Source organism: Novosphingobium capsulatum NBRC 12533, from assembly GCF_001598375.1.
Taxonomy (GTDB): domain Bacteria; phylum Pseudomonadota; class Alphaproteobacteria; order Sphingomonadales; family Sphingomonadaceae; genus Novosphingobium; species Novosphingobium capsulatum.
On record NZ_BCYV01000005.1, the window covers coordinates 37,627 to 51,474 of the forward strand.

Genomic DNA, 13,848 nt, shown 5'->3' on the forward strand with positions numbered 1-13,848 from the left:
GTCCTTAGCCGATGACCACGAGCGGCTGGTCGTATTCGACCGGCTGCGCGTTTTCGACCAGGATCGCCTTGATCGTGCCGGTGGCCGGCGCGGTGATCGGGTTCATCACCTTCATCGCTTCCACGATCAGCAGCGTGTCACCAGCCTTCACCGCCTGGCCCACCGCGATGAACGCGGGCGCGCCCGGCTCGGGGGTGAGATAGCAGGTGCCGACCATCGGCGATTTCACCGCGCCAGCCAGATCGGCGGCGGCGGGAGCGGCGTCTGCCGCAGGGGCGGGGGCTGCAGCGGCCGGCGCGGCCACGGCAGCAGCAGGCGCTGCCACCATGTGTGCCACCGGGGCGGCCGTCAGCGTGCGCGCCACGCGGATCTTGCGGGCACCGTCTTCCACTTCGATTTCGGAAAGCCCGGTGTCGGCCAGCAGTTCGGCCAGTTCGCGCACAAGCGCGCTGTCGATTGCCATGGTTGCGGCGGGCTTGTCGCCGGTGTCGTGGCCCATTGTTAACCTCACAGGTGGGAAAGTCTGGCGCAGCGCCATGCCCGCACGGGGGCGCGCTGGCAAGGGGAAAGGCGGGCGAAATCGCCCACCCTTCGGGGAAAAACCGGGCCTAAGCGCGGTTAAAGATGCAAAACCGCGTCGAGCGCGACGATATAGCTCGCCGCGCCGAACCCGGCGACCGTGGCCTTGGCCGCCATGCCGACATAGCTCTTGTGGCGGAATTCCTCGCGCTTGTGCGGATTGGAAAGGTGCACTTCTATCACCGGGGTGACAATGCCCTTGATCGCATCGTGCAGCGCCACGCTGGTGTGGGTATAGGCGCCGGCATTGAGCAGCACCGCGCGCGCGCCCACGGCCTGGGCCTCGTGCAGCCAGTCGATTAGGTGGCCTTCGTGATTCGATTGGCGCACGTCCACCGTCAGGCCCAGGTCCTGGGCGCGGTCTTCCAGGCGGCCGGCAATATCGTCGAGCGTGTCGTGACCATAGATGGCCGGCTCGCGCATGCCCAGAAGGTTGAGGTTCGGGCCGTTGAGCACGAACACCACGGGCGCGGTGGCAGGGGCGGCGGTATCGGTCATGGTCTGGCTAAACTCCTGCCGGGAACGGTGCGCGGGTGATAGCGCCCTGCTGCGTTGGTGCAAGAGCTGTGCCTTGGCTGCAAGAGGCAGCCGATCAGGAAGCGACTGGCGGGCTGCCCACGTCGACCGGGCCAGGCACGCCGACCGGCGGCGGCTGAATCACCAGTTGCGGCCCTTCGTTGTCGGGCTGGAAATCGGCCGATGGCTGGTTGTCGCTTTGCTGCTGCTGATCGACGTCACCTTCCACCGGCGGCTGGTCTTCCGAGGTTGCCTCCTGGCTGTCGCTCTCGTCGCTCACGGTGCCAGTCGTGACGGGTGACGTCGATCCGGCCGCGGCCTCTGCCGCCGCGGCGCGCTTTTCCGCGGCAGCGGCCTTGGCCTCGGCCGCGGCAATGCGCTCTTCCATCTTGCGGTCACGCTCGCTTTCGCAACCGGCCAGGGCCAGGCTGCCCACGGCCAGCGCCATGAGCGAAAGACGGGGCAGGTGCATGCGCAAGGGTCTGGACAGGTTGTGCATCTTGAACCCGAGCCTAGCAGCCAAAGGTTACCGCAAGCTAACCACCATGACGCCGCAACCTGTCCCTCGTCCGGCTTACTGGTGGCGATAGACCGCGCGTTCGTGGCTGAAGCACTTGAAGCCGAAATAGCCGTGGTAGCTGCCCATGCCACTGGTGTTCACGCCGCCAAACGGCAGGTTGTTTTCCAGGTAGTGCGAGAACACACCGTTGACGGTGACGCCGCCAGAGGAGGTGCGGGCCAGCACCGTCTCGACCACCGTCTCGTCGGGGCTGTACACATACAATGCCAGCGGCTTGTCGCGCGCCTCGATATAGCCGATCGCCTGGTCGAGCGATTCATAGGTCATGACCGGGATAACCGGGGCAAAGATCTCGTCCTGCAGGATGGTCATTTGCGGCGTCACGTCGGTAAGCATAGTCGGGTGGATGGTTAGGTCTTCGGCCTCGAATGTGCCGCCCACGGCCACCGTCGCACCCTTGGTCACGGCATCATCAAACATGCCTTTCACGCGATCGAAGTTGGCCTGGTTGACGACCTGGGCAATGCCATCCTTTTTCAACTGGCCATCGTCGCCATAGAGATTGGCGCGGACGCTGGCGGCAAAGCCTTCGACAAGCGCGGCTTTCTGCGCTTCCTTGACGAACACATAGTCGGGGCTGATGCAGGCCTGCCCGCCGTTGAACTGCTTGGCGGCGGCCAGCTGCGCTGCAACCTTGCCGATGTCGGCGCCATCATCGACGATCACCGGCGACTTGCCGCCCAGTTCGAGCGTGACCGTGGTCAGATGCTTTGCCGCCGCTGCCATGACGATCTTGCCCACGCGCGGGCTGCCGGTGAAGAAGATATGTGAAAACGGCAGGTCGAGCAGCGCCGTGGCCACCGACACATCGCCTTCGAACAGCGCGACGTCCTTTTCGTCGAACGCCTCGCGAATGATCGCCGCCGCAACGCGGGCGGTCGCCGGGCACAGGTCGGTCAGCTTGACGATGCAGGTGTTGCCCGCCGCAATCGCTGCCGCCACGGGCCCGAGTGCCAGGCCGAGCGGAAAGTTCCACGGCCCGAGGACGAGGCAGACACCCCGCGCTTCGTAGATGATCTGCGCGCGGTCGGCCGGATTGAGCGACGGCGTCACCTCGGTCGGCGCCATCCAGGCATCGAGATTGTCGATATTGCGCTGGATATTGCCCGTCACGTTGAGCACCTCGGTGACGCGGATCTCGCCCACCGGCTTGCGCGTGTCTTCCAGCACGGCGGCAATGATGGCGTCGGCATGGGCCTCTACGGCCGCCTTCAGCCGTGCCAGCTTGGCCTTGCGCACTTCTGCACTCGATGCCTTGGCCTCCCACTGATGCGCCTGTTGCAGGGCAAAGACGCGACGGATGTCGTCGGCAAGGTCGGCGGTGGTCGGGGCGGTCGTCGTCATGGCTGTGGCATCCTGCTCAGTGTTTTTGTTCGTTAGACACACTAACTAGTGCAGGGGCCGCTGGCAACGATGTCCGAAGGGGTGGGCGCGGGTTGCCGGCCTGCCGATGTGGCAGCGGCGCGCTGGCATCAATATCGGGGTTGGTCACGGACGGTCGCACGACTCAGCCAGGATCGCCAAGGGATCGGGGCGGTCAGCAACGCATATCGGGAGAGGATTTTCTGGCACGTCGATCTGTCCCACCAGCGCCGCTTGCGGGCAATTTCGGGGAGCCCCCAGAGGGGTAAGATATCGACTATGTCAGTGAGAAATTGGTCGGGACGAGAGGATTCGAACCTCCGACCCCCACACCCCCAGTGTGATGCGCTACCAGGCTGCGCTACGTCCCGACCGGTGGGGCGCCTCTAAGCGGAACGTTTCGGGATGGCAAGCCCCTTGCACGGCATCTTTTTGCGCCGGCCGGGAAATGCCTGTGGATTGTGATGCGCGCAGGGCACGGCGATCGGGGTGCGAAAGGCGCGCCGATGGCGCTTCATTGCCTTGCCTTTCCCAAACTGCTAGCAGCCGCGGCCAATTGCAACAATCGGGGGAAGGTGCGGCCACACGTGCCCCGCCGGGGGTTGTAAACCCTTGTCTCCGATCCCACGAACGGTTCTGTCATGCTCAGCCTTCTCTCCGCCGCCGCCGCCAATGCGGCCTCGCCGCCCGCCTACCTCCAGTTCCTGCCGCTGGTGGCCATGGCCGTGATCTTCTATTTCCTCATCCTGCGTCCGCAGATGAAGCGCCAGAAGGAACACCAGCAGCGCCTGGCCGCCTTGCAGAAGGGCGATTCCGTGATCACCGCCGGCGGCCTGCTCGGCAAGATCGTGCGGATCGACGATGCCTATGTCGATCTGGAACTGGCCCCGGGCGTGCGCGTCAAGGCCGTGCGCTCCACCCTGGGTGAGATCGTGCAGCCCGGCGACAAGCCCGCCAACGACTGACCGTTACCGGACCCTGGCCGATCTCGTTGGTCCGACCACATAGATTTCTGGCCCGATAGATTTCTGAAAGCCCGATCATGCTCGATTTTCCGCGCTGGAAGGTACTGATGCTATGGGGGGTGACCATTCTGGTCGCCCTGGCATCGTTGCCTTCGCTGTTTACGGTCTCCGGCCTTGCCTGGCCCTCGGCCCTGCCTTCGCCCACGATCAACCTGGGCCTGGACCTGGCCGGTGGCAGTCACATCCTGCTCGAGGCCGATCCATCGCAAGTGCGCGAGCAGCGGTTGGAAGGCATGGAGGAATCCGTCCGCAACAAGCTGAAGACGACCGATGCCACCATCCGCATCAGCGACATCAGCAACAACAACGGCAGCCTGACCTTCCTGGTTGACGATGTCACCAAGGTGGACGCCGTGCGCGAGGCGATCCTGCCGTTGACGTCGGGCGCGGGCCTGACCGGCCAGCGCGACTGGAACATCCAGGTGGTGGACGGCAACCGCTTCGTCCTCACCCCCACGCAGGAAGGCATCGACCAGGCCGTGAGCCAGGCGATGGACACCGCCGTGGAAGTGGTGCGCAAGCGCATCGACGGCCTGGGTACCAAGGAACCGACGATCCTGCGCCAGGGTGCGCAGCGCATCGTGGTGCAGGTGCCGGGCCTGCAGGACCCGCAGCAGCTCAAGAGCCTGCTGGGCCAGACTGCCAAGCTGGAATTCAAGCTGGTTGATCAAAGCGCGCTGCCGTCTGACCTGGCGCGCGGCATTGCCCCGGCCGGCAGCCAGATCCTGCCGTTTGCCGATCCCAAGCAGGGCGTGCCGATCGCGGTCAAGCGCCTGGGCGGCATTCGCGGCGACGAACTGACCAATGCGCAGGCCGGCAACAACCCGCAGACCAACGAACCGGTGGTGAACATCACGTTCAACACCGAAGGCGGCGCCAAGTTCGCCAAGTTGACCACGCAGAACGTGGGCAAGCCCTTTGCCATCATTCTCGATGGCAAGGTGCTGTCGGCACCCAACATCAACGAACCGATCCTGGGCGGCAGCGCGCAGATTTCCGGCCACTTCACCGCTGAAAGCGCGGGTCAGCTGGCAATCTCGCTGCGCTCTGGCGCCCTGCCGGTCGATCTCAAGGTCGTGGAAGAACGCACGGTCGGTCCTGACCTTGGCGCCGATTCGATCCGCAAGGGCGTGATCGCCATGGCGGTCGGCACGCTGGCCCTGGTGGTATTCATCATCGCCACCTATGGCCGCTTCGGCGTCTATGCCTGCCTTGCGCTGGTCATGAACATGCTGATGATCCTGGGGGTCATGGCCACGATCGGCGCCACGCTGACGCTGCCAGGCATTGCCGGCTTCGTGCTCACCATCGGCGCCGCGGTCGACGCCAACGTCTTGATCAACGAGCGTATCCGCGAAGAACGCCATCGCGGCCGCCGCGTCGTGGCGGCGGTCGAAACCGGCTACAAGGAAGCCAGCCGCGCCATCTTCGATGCCAACGTCACCAACGTGATTGCGGCCGTACTGATGGCCAGCTTTGGCTCCGGCCCGGTCAAGGGCTTTGCCGTGGTGCTGATGATCGGCATTGCCACCTCGGTCTATACCTCGATGTGGCTCACCCGCATGTGGGTGGCGCAATGGCTGCGCCGCGCCCGCCCTGCCGATCTCAAGCTGTGACAGGGGAGCGATAACCCATGAAACTTTTGAAGCTCGTTCCCGACAACACCAACATCCACTTCCTCAAGTGGCGCGTGCCGTTCTACCTGGGCAGCCTACTGCTCATGGCCGCCTCGCTTGGCCTGGTGTTCACCAAGGGCCTGAATCTGGGCGTCGATTTCGTCGGCGGTCAGATGATCCGCGTGACGTTCGAGCGCAGCGCCGAGGCGCCGGTGGCCGACCTGCGCAGTGAAGTGGCCAAGCTCGGCTATGGTGAGCCGATCATCCAGCGCTATGGCAAGCCCAACGAAATCTCGATCCGCATGAAGCTGCCCGAGGGTTCGGAGCATGATGCCGCGCAGTCTGACAAGATGGCGCGCACCATCACGGCCGATATCAAGAGCCACCACACCGATGCGCGGATCGACGGCATCGATTCGGTTTCCGGCAAGGTGTCCGGCGAACTCAAATGGGACGCGTTCAAGGCGCTTGGCCTCGCCGCGCTGGCTGTGGCCGCCTATATCTGGATCCGCTTCGAATGGCAGTTCGGCGTCGGCGCCCTGTTCAGCCTGGTGCACGACGTCACGCTCACGCTTGGCATGTTCGCGCTGACCCAGATGGAGTTCGACCTCAACATCGTGGCGGCACTGCTCACGCTGATTGGCTATTCGCTCAACGATACGATCGTGGTCTACGATCGCGTGCGCGAAAACCTCAAGAAGTATCGTAAGATGCCGCTGCCCGAACTGCTCGATCTGTCGGTCAACGAAACGCTGGCACGCACCATCGTCACGTCGCTGTCGATGCTGATCACGCTGGTGGCGCTGCTCGCGTTTGGGCCGGAAGTGATCTTCGGCTTTACCGCCGCCATCACCCTGGGCATTTTCGTGGGTACCTACAGCTCGATCTACATGGCTGCGCCCATCCTGATCTGGCTCAAGGTCAATCCCAAGAGCTTCGTGCCCACCGAAACCGCGCTGGAAAAGCAGGAGCGCCTCGCGCGCGAAGGCGCCTGATTTTTGGCGATTTAATGTAAGGTTTCGCACCACCCCCAACCCCCTCCTCTGAAGAGGAGGGGGCTTTTTTATGTCTTACTCCCCATCCTCTTCAGAGGAGGGGGGCGGGGGGTGGTGGGAGCCACAACCTAGGCGCAAGTGGCGCGCTCAGCCCGCGACAACCTTGCCGTAAACATCAGCCAGCATTGCGGCGTTGTTTTCCCAACTGAACCGCGCGGCGCAGGCCGCAACCGCTTCGGGTGCGCTGGGCTGGGAAATGAGGGCCGCCAGCGCGCGGGCAATCGCGGCAGGCTCGCGGGCGGCAATGCGCCCGGCGGCCGGCGCCATCAGCACTTCGCGCGCGCCGCCGATATCCGGAATTACCAGCGGCGTGCCGCAGGCCAGCGCCTCGATCCACACGTTGGCCAGGCCTTCGCGTTCGGACGGCAGCACCATCGCGCTGGCGCCGGCCATCAGCACCGGCATGAAATCGTGGCCCAGTGCGCCCATGAAATGCACGCGATGCGCCACGTCCAGCTGGCGGGCCAGCGCGCGCAGCGCCGCCTCGTCGGGGCCGGTGCCGGCCAGGGCCAGGCTCACCCCTTCCATGCCGGGTTCAGCCAGGGCCTTGATCGCCAGGGTCTGGCCCTTGATCGCGATCAGCGCGCCGACGCAGGCGACCAGCGGGCCGTCGGCGGGAATGTGAAAGCGTTCGGCCAGGATTGCGCGCGATGCGGCGCGGGGGCGGGGGTGGAAACGGCCATGATCGAGCCCGGTATAGTGCACGGTGATGGCGCGTTCCGGCAGGCCCAGATCGGCCATGTCGTCAGCCAGCGCCTGTGACACGCTGAGCAGCGCCCCGGCGCCCTGGGCCGCGGCGGTCATCTGGCGCAGCGCCTCTGGCCGATGTCCCCATACGTGAATGTCTGATCCGCGCGCCTTGATGGCATAGGGCAGGCCCAGCGCATCAGCGATCCGCGCGGCGGCGGGGCCATCGGGATAGAAGAACTGCGCGTCCACCATGTCGAACGGCTGCTCGGCATGAAGCCGCCGCGCCAGCGGCAGCACCGCACGCACGATCAGCGCCGGGTTCAGGCGGCCGGAAAGACCCGGCAGCAGGCGAAACCGCGGATGATGCACCGGCACGCCGCTGCGCCGTTCCATCGGCGGAATTTCCAACAACGGGCGATAGATACGCGGCATCAGTGCGCCGGGCAGGGGGGGCAGGCCGATCGGATTGATCACCGTCACGTCCCAATCGGGCCGCGCGGCCAGCGCTTCCATCTGCCGCGCCACGAACCGGCCAAAACCGGGCCGAAGCGAGGCAGGATAGAGCGTGGACAAGCTGAGCAGGCGCAACGTCATGGCTCAGGGCGTAGCGCGAAAATGCTGCGTGTGCGAGGGCAAGCGTACCGGAATGGACACAAAGGGCCTGGAGAGCCGGATATTGCGGCGGTTTGGCGTCAGAGTGGGCGAACCAGAACTTCGGCCACGGCAATCCACGCCGGGCGATCGATCACCAGTTGCCGTTGGCCGGGCCCGGGCGGCAGCAACGCCACGCGGCCATCGCGATGGTCGATCATCCGGCCAAAGGCAAAGCGCCCGCCGGGCCGCGGCGCAAGCACATCGCGGTTGAGACCACGGCCGATCTCGGCGGCGTCGAGCCGGCGCAGCCATACCTGGTCACCCGCACGCCAATCACCCGCGCTGGCTTCCACAGAGAGCGCCATCAGCCCCTCGCGCCCCAGCAGCGTGTCGGGCAATTGCGCCAGGATCGGGGTTGGCACCGGTTCGGCGCCCACCGGGGTGAGGCGCGCCACGACATGCGCCTGCGCGTCGTCTCCCGCGCGCACGAGCAGTTCGGGATCGATGCCCAGGGCGGCACCGATCCGGTTCATCCACTTGAGTGAAAGCGATCGGGTGCCGGTTTCCAGGCGGCCGATCGTTTGCGCCGTAGTGGCGGGATTACAGCGCGCGGCAACGTCGGCCAGCGTAAGCCCCTTTTGCCTGCGAATTTCGCGAATTCTGTTGATCATCGAGGATGGTCCACATCTACAGGCGTGAGGTGTTATGCTTTCTTACCCGTAATTTGGAGGGCAGGGCAAGCATCCTTGCACAATTGATCGCGAGAACCGGCGTTGGTCGATTCATATCGTGATTTGGTCGATTGCCGTATCATTTTGATTGTCGCTGCACGGTGGCCGTGGCACCTCGTCTCACTTGAAACAAAAAGCCAGGGAGCGACCCTTTAGATGATGCACGGTTTGGAACGACGCGCCTTCCTTTCGCTGGCTGGCGGCACCATGGCGGGTGGCCTGCTGGCTGGCATGCCGGGCTTGGCATTTGCCCAAGATACTGGCGACGCAGCATTTGTTTCCCTGCTCGATCGCATTTTCTGGTCCAGCCTGCTGATCGAGCCGGAACGCGCGACCGGTCTTGGCCTCGATACCGGCGTGCGCGCCATGCTGCGCCACCGGCTCGACAGCGCCGGGCAGGGCGGCCGCGAAGCCAGCCTGGCGTTTTATCGCGATGCCCGCGCTGCGGTCGCCGGGTTCGATCCGGCCGGATTGAGCGCTGCCAACAAGCGCAATCGTGCCATCGTCCTGCATCGCCTGGGTGACCAGTTGAGCGGCGCTGCCTTTGATATCGATGATCCGCAAACGCCGTTCACTATCGATCAGCAGCGCGGCGCCTATTTCTCCGTGCCCGATTTCCTCGATAACCAGCATCCGATCGAAAAGCTCGACGATGCCGAGGCCTATCTCGATCGCCTGGCCGCGTTCCCGGTCGTGCTCGATGATCAGACCGCTGAAGTGGCGCGCCAGGCCGGCTTGGGCCGCATTCCCCCGGCCTGGGCGATCGATCTGGCGCTGGGCCAGATGGGCAAGCTGCGCGGCGTGCCGGCTGGCGAAAGCGGGTTGGTCACCTCGCTGGTGCGGCGCGCCCGTGAAAAGGGCCTGGCCGGCGATTGGCAGGGCCGCGCCACGGCGATCGTCAAGGACAAGGTCTATCCCGCGCTCGATCGCCAGATCGCGCTGCACCGCCGCCTGCGTGGCAAGTCGGCGCCCGGCGATGGCGTGTGGCGCCTCAAGCGTGGCGATGACATCTACGCCGCTGCGCTTGCCAGTGCCACCACCACGGCGCTGACGCCGGAACAGGTGCACAAGATGGGCCTGGAGCAGGTGGCCGATATCACCGGCCAGCTCGATACCGTGCTCAAGGCGGCCGGGCACGCTACCGGCACCGTGGGCGAGCGGCTGTCCGCGCTCAACCGCGCCAGCGACCAGCTCTATCCCGATACTGCGCAGGGCCGCACCGATCTGATCGCGGGGCTCAACAAGAGCGTGGCCGCGATGCGCGAAAAGCTGCCGCGCGCCTTTGCCGACATCCCCAACGATCCGCTGGTGATCCGCGCCGTGCCCACCGATATCCAGGATGGTGCGCCCAACGGCTATTACAACAGCGCCCCGCTCGATGGCTCGCGGCCGGCGATCTATTGGATCAATCTCAAGTCGGTGAACGACTGGCCCAAGTATACCTTGCCCTCGCTCACCTATCACGAAGGCATCCCCGGGCATCATCTCCAGGGTGGCTATGCCCAGGGTGGCGGTGAGCTGCCGTGGATTTTGCGCGATTACTTCATTTCCGCCTATGGCGAGGGCTGGGCGCTCTATGCCGAGCAGCTGGGTGACGAACTGGGCGGTTATAACGGCATCGAACGTGCCGGCTATCTCCAGTCGTTCCTGTTCCGCGCCGTGCGCCTGGTGGTCGACACCGGCATCCACCACTATCGCTGGAGCCGGGAAAAGGCGACGGCCTACATGGTCGAGAAAACCGGCTTTACCCAAGCGCGCAGCCAGCGCGAGATCGAGCGTTATTGCACGATGATCGGCCAGGCCTGCAGCTACAAGATCGGCCACACCGCGTGGGTCGCCAACCGCAAGAAGGCGCAGGCGGCGCTGGGCGACAAGTTCAGCCTGCCCTGGTTCCACGCCGTGCTCAAGGAAGGCTCGATGCCGCTCTCGATGCTCGAAGCGCGGATCGACGAGCGCATTGCGGAGCGTTTGCGCAGCGCCTGATCAACACGGGAGCCGGGTGGCCTTGTGGCCGCCCGGCTCCCGTTGCCAGAACGTTCAGGCGCCTTCGACCTGTTCGGCCAGTTCGAGCCAGCGTTCCTCGGCCGCTTCCTTTTCCCCGCGCGCCTTGGCTACGGCCTCGCTCAGCGCGGCAAAGCGCTTGGGATCGCGGCTATAGAGCGCCGGATCGGCCAGCGCGGCTTCATCGCGCGCGATCGCCGCATCGAGTTCCTCGATGCGCTTGGGCAGCATTTCGTAGTCGCGCTGGTCCTTGTAGGTCAGCTTGGCCTTGCGCGGTGCCGGTGGCGGCGGGGGAGGGGCCGCCTCGGCCACCTTGCTCGCGCCCACCTTGGGCTGGGCGGCCAGGCGCGCCTTGCGCTGGCGCTCCCAATCGGCATAGCCGCCCACCACGATATCGACCTTGCCCGAGCCATCCATGCCCAGGGTGATATTGACCGTGCGATCGAGAAAGTCACGGTCGTGGCTGACGATCAGCACGGTGCCCTCGTAGTCGCCGATCACTTCCTGCAACAGGTCGAGCGTTTCTAGGTCGAGGTCGTTGGTCGGCTCGTCGAGCACCAAGAGGTTGGAGAACCGCGCAAACTCGTGCGCCAGCAGCAGGCGCGAGCGTTCGCCGCCCGAAAGCGTGCCCACGCGCGCTTCGACCAGGCCGGGATCGAACAGGAAGTCCTTGAGATAGCCGTGGATATGCTTGCGCACACCGCGTACGTCGATCCAGTCGCCGCCTTCGGCCAGCACATCGCGCACACGCTTTTCCGGCGCCATCAGGCTGCGCTGCTGGTCGATCACTACCCCGGTCAGCGTCTGGGCCAGCGTGACGCTGCCTTCGTCGGGCGCCAGTTCGCCGGTCAGGATTTTCAGCAGCGTGGTCTTGCCCGCGCCGTTGGAGCCGACCAGGCCGATGCGGTCGCCGCGCTGGATACGCAGCGAAAAGTCCTTGATGATCGTGCGATCGCCAAAGCGCTTGGTCACGTGGTCGGCCACGATCACCGACTTGGTCTTGCTGTCGTCGCTGGCGATGGCGAGCTTGGCCGCGCCTTGCGGGCCGGTCATCGCGGCGCGTTCGGCGCGCATTTCGTGCAGCTTTTCCAAGCGGCCCATGTTGCGCTTGCGCCGCGCGGTGACGCCGCGATGCAGCCAGTGCTCCTCGATCTTGAGCTTGGCATCGAGCTTGTCGGCCGCGCGCGCCTCTTCGGCGTGGACCTGCTCCATCCACGCTTCATAGCCGCCAAAGCCCACTTCCTTGCGGCGCAGGCTACCCCGGTCGAGCCACAGCGTGGCGCGCGTCAGCCGCGTCAGGAAGGTACGGTCGTGGCTGATCACCACGAACGCGCCGTTGAAGCGTTGCAGCCAGTCTTCCAGCCATTCGATCGCCGCCAGGTCGAGGTGGTTGGTCGGCTCGTCGAGCAGCAGCACATCGGGATCTTGCGCCAGGGCGCGGGCCAGCGCCGCCCGGCGCCGCTCCCCGCCCGAGGCGTTCTGCGCTTCGCGCGCCAGGTTGATGCCCAGCTGATCGGCGATGGCTTCCACTTCGTGCGGTTCGGGCGCATCGGGCCCGTGCAGCGCGAAATCGCGCAAGGTGGCAAAGCCCTTGAAGAACGGGTCCTGCTCCAGCGTCACCACGCGCGCGCCGGGCTGGACCGAACGCTTGCCCTTGTCGGCATCGATCGTGCCGGCAATTAGTTTGAGCAGGGTGCTCTTGCCCGCGCCGTTGCGCCCGATCAGGGCGAGACGGTCACGCGGGGCGATTTGGATGTCGAGGTCCTGGAAAAGCCAGCCGGTGCCTTGATGCAGGCCCAGCCCTTCCCAGCTCAGGATTGGTGCTGCCATAAGCCCCTGCGCTTAGCGGCGGGCTGGCCACAGGTCCACCTGAACATGGCGAAACGGTGCTATTCACAACTTGTTCAATAGGATTGTTGCATGCACAAGGCATGACGATGCTCCGCCGCCTTCTCCTTGCTGCTGCCAGCGTGCTGGCCCTGGCTGCCGCCGCACCAGCGGCCAACGCCCAGATTCGCAACGAACAGGACCGTGCCCGCCAGGATTTGGCAGCCGGCCATGTGCGCTCGCTGCGCGAGATCGAGGCGCGCGTATTGCCGATGATGCGCGGCGCCCAGTATCTCGGGCCTGAATACGATCCCCAGGCGCGGGCCTATCGCTTGAAATTTATTCGCGAGGGCCGGGTGGTGTTCGTCGATGTCGATGGCCGCACTGGCCAGGTCATGGGCGAATCGCGCTGATATCCCCCGCCGGTTACACGGCATGATGCGCCACGCGGGAACCGTTTCTTGACCGTTCAGGTTCCTGTCGCCATCTAACCTCCATTCCAGCACGTTCGCGCCGCCCGTCCATCCGGGCAGCCGGCGCCAGAAGGGGCCAATTGCCATGCGTATCCTGATCGTCGAGGACGAACCGACCCTGGGGCGGCAGCTCAAGTCCACGCTCGAGCAGAACGGCTATGCCGTGGACCTGTCGACCGATGGGGAAGACGGCCACTTCCTTGGTTCGACCGAAGACTATGACGCGGTGATCCTCGATCTGGGCCTGCCCGAAATCGACGGGCTCACCGTGCTGGGCATGTGGCGCAAGGAAGGCCGCAAGTTCCCCGTCCTCGTGCTCACCGCGCGTGACAGCTGGTCCGACAAGGTTGCCGGCCTCGATGCTGGCGCTGACGATTATCTCGCCAAGCCGTTCCAGACCGAAGAACTCATCGCCCGCCTGCGCGCGCTTATCCGCCGCGCCTCGGGCAATTCCTCGTCCGAACTGATCGCCGGCGATGTGCGCCTCGATACCCGCTCGGGCCGCGTCACCCTGCAGGGTGAGCCGGTCAAGCTGACGGCGCAGGAATACAAGCTGCTGTCCTATCTGCTCCACCACAAGGGCAAGGTGGTCAGCCGCACGGAATTGATCGAACACATCTATGACCAGGATTTCGATCGCGATTCCAACACCATCGAAGTGTTCGTCACGCGCATTCGCAAGAAGCTGGGCGCCGATGTGATCACCACGATCCGGGGCCTGGGCTACAGCCTCGACGATCCGGCGGCCGTGCGCGGATAAGGGCTGCGGCGTGAACCGGCTGGCCCGCCTCCTGCTGCG

At 65.2% G+C, this 13,848-nt stretch carries 13 protein-coding genes and 1 tRNA gene; 6 read left to right on the plus strand and 8 right to left on the minus strand.

Translation table 11 applies throughout. From position 1 onward, the window contains the following. Positions 1-4 precede the first annotated feature (4 nt). From accB to SCA01S_RS01925, 5 genes are all read right to left on the minus strand, one after another. A complete protein-coding gene (gene accB, locus SCA01S_RS01905) occupies positions 5-499 on the minus strand; it encodes an acetyl-CoA carboxylase biotin carboxyl carrier protein (protein ID WP_054130953.1) in 495 nt (164 codons plus the stop codon). A 119-nt stretch (positions 500-618) separates the two neighbouring features. Then, positions 619-1,077 (minus strand): type II 3-dehydroquinate dehydratase, encoded by a 459-nt coding sequence (gene aroQ / locus SCA01S_RS01910; RefSeq protein ID WP_022675254.1) that lies wholly within the window; start codon positions 1,075-1,077, stop codon positions 619-621. 94 nt (positions 1,078-1,171) lie between these two features. Continuing rightward, a complete protein-coding gene (locus tag SCA01S_RS01915; protein ID WP_107715560.1) occupies positions 1,172-1,567 on the minus strand; it encodes a hypothetical protein in 396 nt (131 codons plus the stop codon). Positions 1,568-1,669: 102 nt separating this feature from the next. Next, on the minus strand, positions 1,670-3,019 hold the full coding sequence (locus tag SCA01S_RS01920) for an aldehyde dehydrogenase family protein (RefSeq protein WP_062782349.1): 1,350 nt from the start codon (positions 3,017-3,019) through the stop codon (positions 1,670-1,672). Positions 3,020-3,331: 312 nt separating this feature from the next. Further along, a tRNA-Pro gene (locus tag SCA01S_RS01925) sits at positions 3,332-3,408 on the minus strand. A gap of 270 nt (positions 3,409-3,678) precedes the next feature. Here SCA01S_RS01925 and yajC point away from each other — a divergent pair. The 3 genes from yajC to secF all read left to right on the plus strand — a co-directional run bounded on the left by yajC (position 3,679) and on the right by secF (position 6,673). Further along, the gene (gene yajC / locus SCA01S_RS01930) at positions 3,679-4,002 is read left to right on the plus strand and encodes a preprotein translocase subunit YajC (RefSeq protein WP_022675251.1); all 324 of its coding nucleotides are present in this window, start codon (positions 3,679-3,681) and stop codon (positions 4,000-4,002) included. Positions 4,003-4,079: 77 nt separating this feature from the next. Beyond that, entirely contained in the window at positions 4,080-5,678 is a 1,599-nt protein-coding gene (gene secD / locus SCA01S_RS01935; protein WP_022675250.1) for a protein translocase subunit SecD, read from the plus strand. A 17-nt stretch (positions 5,679-5,695) separates the two neighbouring features. After that, a complete protein-coding gene (gene secF / locus SCA01S_RS01940) occupies positions 5,696-6,673 on the plus strand; it encodes a protein translocase subunit SecF (protein ID WP_022675249.1) in 978 nt (325 codons plus the stop codon). Positions 6,674-6,820: 147 nt separating this feature from the next. On the opposite strand, the gene SCA01S_RS01945 is transcribed toward secF, so the two are convergent. Beyond that, positions 6,821-8,017 carry a glycosyltransferase gene (locus tag SCA01S_RS01945; RefSeq protein ID WP_174544778.1) on the minus strand — a complete coding sequence of 399 codons (1,197 nt, stop codon included), beginning with the start codon at positions 8,015-8,017 and terminating at the stop codon, positions 6,821-6,823. Positions 8,018-8,115: 98 nt separating this feature from the next. Then, a complete protein-coding gene (locus tag SCA01S_RS01950; protein ID WP_022676005.1) occupies positions 8,116-8,688 on the minus strand; it encodes a helix-turn-helix domain-containing protein in 573 nt (190 codons plus the stop codon). Positions 8,689-8,904: 216 nt separating this feature from the next. Between SCA01S_RS01950 and SCA01S_RS01955 the strand changes: the two genes are divergently transcribed. Then, on the plus strand, positions 8,905-10,731 hold the full coding sequence (locus SCA01S_RS01955; protein ID WP_245652408.1) for a DUF885 domain-containing protein: 1,827 nt from the start codon (positions 8,905-8,907) through the stop codon (positions 10,729-10,731). Between the two features lie 54 nt (positions 10,732-10,785). Here the strand turns inward: SCA01S_RS01955 and SCA01S_RS01960 are convergent, their stop codons facing one another. Continuing rightward, positions 10,786-12,579 carry an ABC-F family ATP-binding cassette domain-containing protein gene (locus SCA01S_RS01960; protein ID WP_062782352.1) on the minus strand — a complete coding sequence of 598 codons (1,794 nt, stop codon included), beginning with the start codon at positions 12,577-12,579 and terminating at the stop codon, positions 10,786-10,788. Positions 12,580-12,686: 107 nt separating this feature from the next. Here SCA01S_RS01960 and SCA01S_RS01965 point away from each other — a divergent pair, with 107 nt between their 5' ends. Beyond that, the gene (locus SCA01S_RS01965) at positions 12,687-12,989 is read left to right on the plus strand and encodes a hypothetical protein (RefSeq protein ID WP_369801227.1); all 303 of its coding nucleotides are present in this window, start codon (positions 12,687-12,689) and stop codon (positions 12,987-12,989) included. Positions 12,990-13,134: 145 nt separating this feature from the next. Then, positions 13,135-13,809 carry a response regulator transcription factor gene (locus tag SCA01S_RS01970; RefSeq protein WP_022676009.1) on the plus strand — a complete coding sequence of 225 codons (675 nt, stop codon included), beginning with the start codon at positions 13,135-13,137 and terminating at the stop codon, positions 13,807-13,809. The last annotated feature ends 39 nt before the right edge of the window (positions 13,810-13,848 follow it).

What these genes read in the sequence shown, in the direction of transcription:
- aroQ (WP_022675254.1), bottom strand. Translation starts at nt 1,077, where the DNA reads ATGACCGATACCGCCGCCCCTGCCACCGCGCCCGTGGTGTTCGTGCTC.
- SCA01S_RS01955 (WP_245652408.1), top strand. Translation starts at nt 8,905, where the DNA reads ATGATGCACGGTTTGGAACGACGCGCCTTCCTTTCGCTGGCTGGCGGC.
- SCA01S_RS01945 (WP_174544778.1), bottom strand. Translation starts at nt 8,017, where the DNA reads ATGACGTTGCGCCTGCTCAGCTTGTCCACGCTCTATCCTGCCTCGCTT.
- yajC (WP_022675251.1), top strand. Translation starts at nt 3,679, where the DNA reads ATGCTCAGCCTTCTCTCCGCCGCCGCCGCCAATGCGGCCTCGCCGCCC.
- SCA01S_RS01915 (WP_107715560.1), bottom strand. Translation starts at nt 1,567, where the DNA reads ATGCACCTGCCCCGTCTTTCGCTCATGGCGCTGGCCGTGGGCAGCCTG.
- SCA01S_RS01970 (WP_022676009.1), top strand. Translation starts at nt 13,135, where the DNA reads ATGCGTATCCTGATCGTCGAGGACGAACCGACCCTGGGGCGGCAGCTC.
- secF (WP_022675249.1), top strand. Translation starts at nt 5,696, where the DNA reads ATGAAACTTTTGAAGCTCGTTCCCGACAACACCAACATCCACTTCCTC.
- accB (WP_054130953.1), bottom strand. Translation starts at nt 499, where the DNA reads ATGGGCCACGACACCGGCGACAAGCCCGCCGCAACCATGGCAATCGAC.
- SCA01S_RS01960 (WP_062782352.1), bottom strand. Translation starts at nt 12,579, where the DNA reads ATGGCAGCACCAATCCTGAGCTGGGAAGGGCTGGGCCTGCATCAAGGC.
- SCA01S_RS01920 (WP_062782349.1), bottom strand. Translation starts at nt 3,019, where the DNA reads ATGACGACGACCGCCCCGACCACCGCCGACCTTGCCGACGACATCCGT.
- secD (WP_022675250.1), top strand. Translation starts at nt 4,080, where the DNA reads ATGCTCGATTTTCCGCGCTGGAAGGTACTGATGCTATGGGGGGTGACC.
- SCA01S_RS01965 (WP_369801227.1), top strand. Translation starts at nt 12,687, where the DNA reads ATGCTCCGCCGCCTTCTCCTTGCTGCTGCCAGCGTGCTGGCCCTGGCT.
- SCA01S_RS01950 (WP_022676005.1), bottom strand. Translation starts at nt 8,688, where the DNA reads ATGATCAACAGAATTCGCGAAATTCGCAGGCAAAAGGGGCTTACGCTG.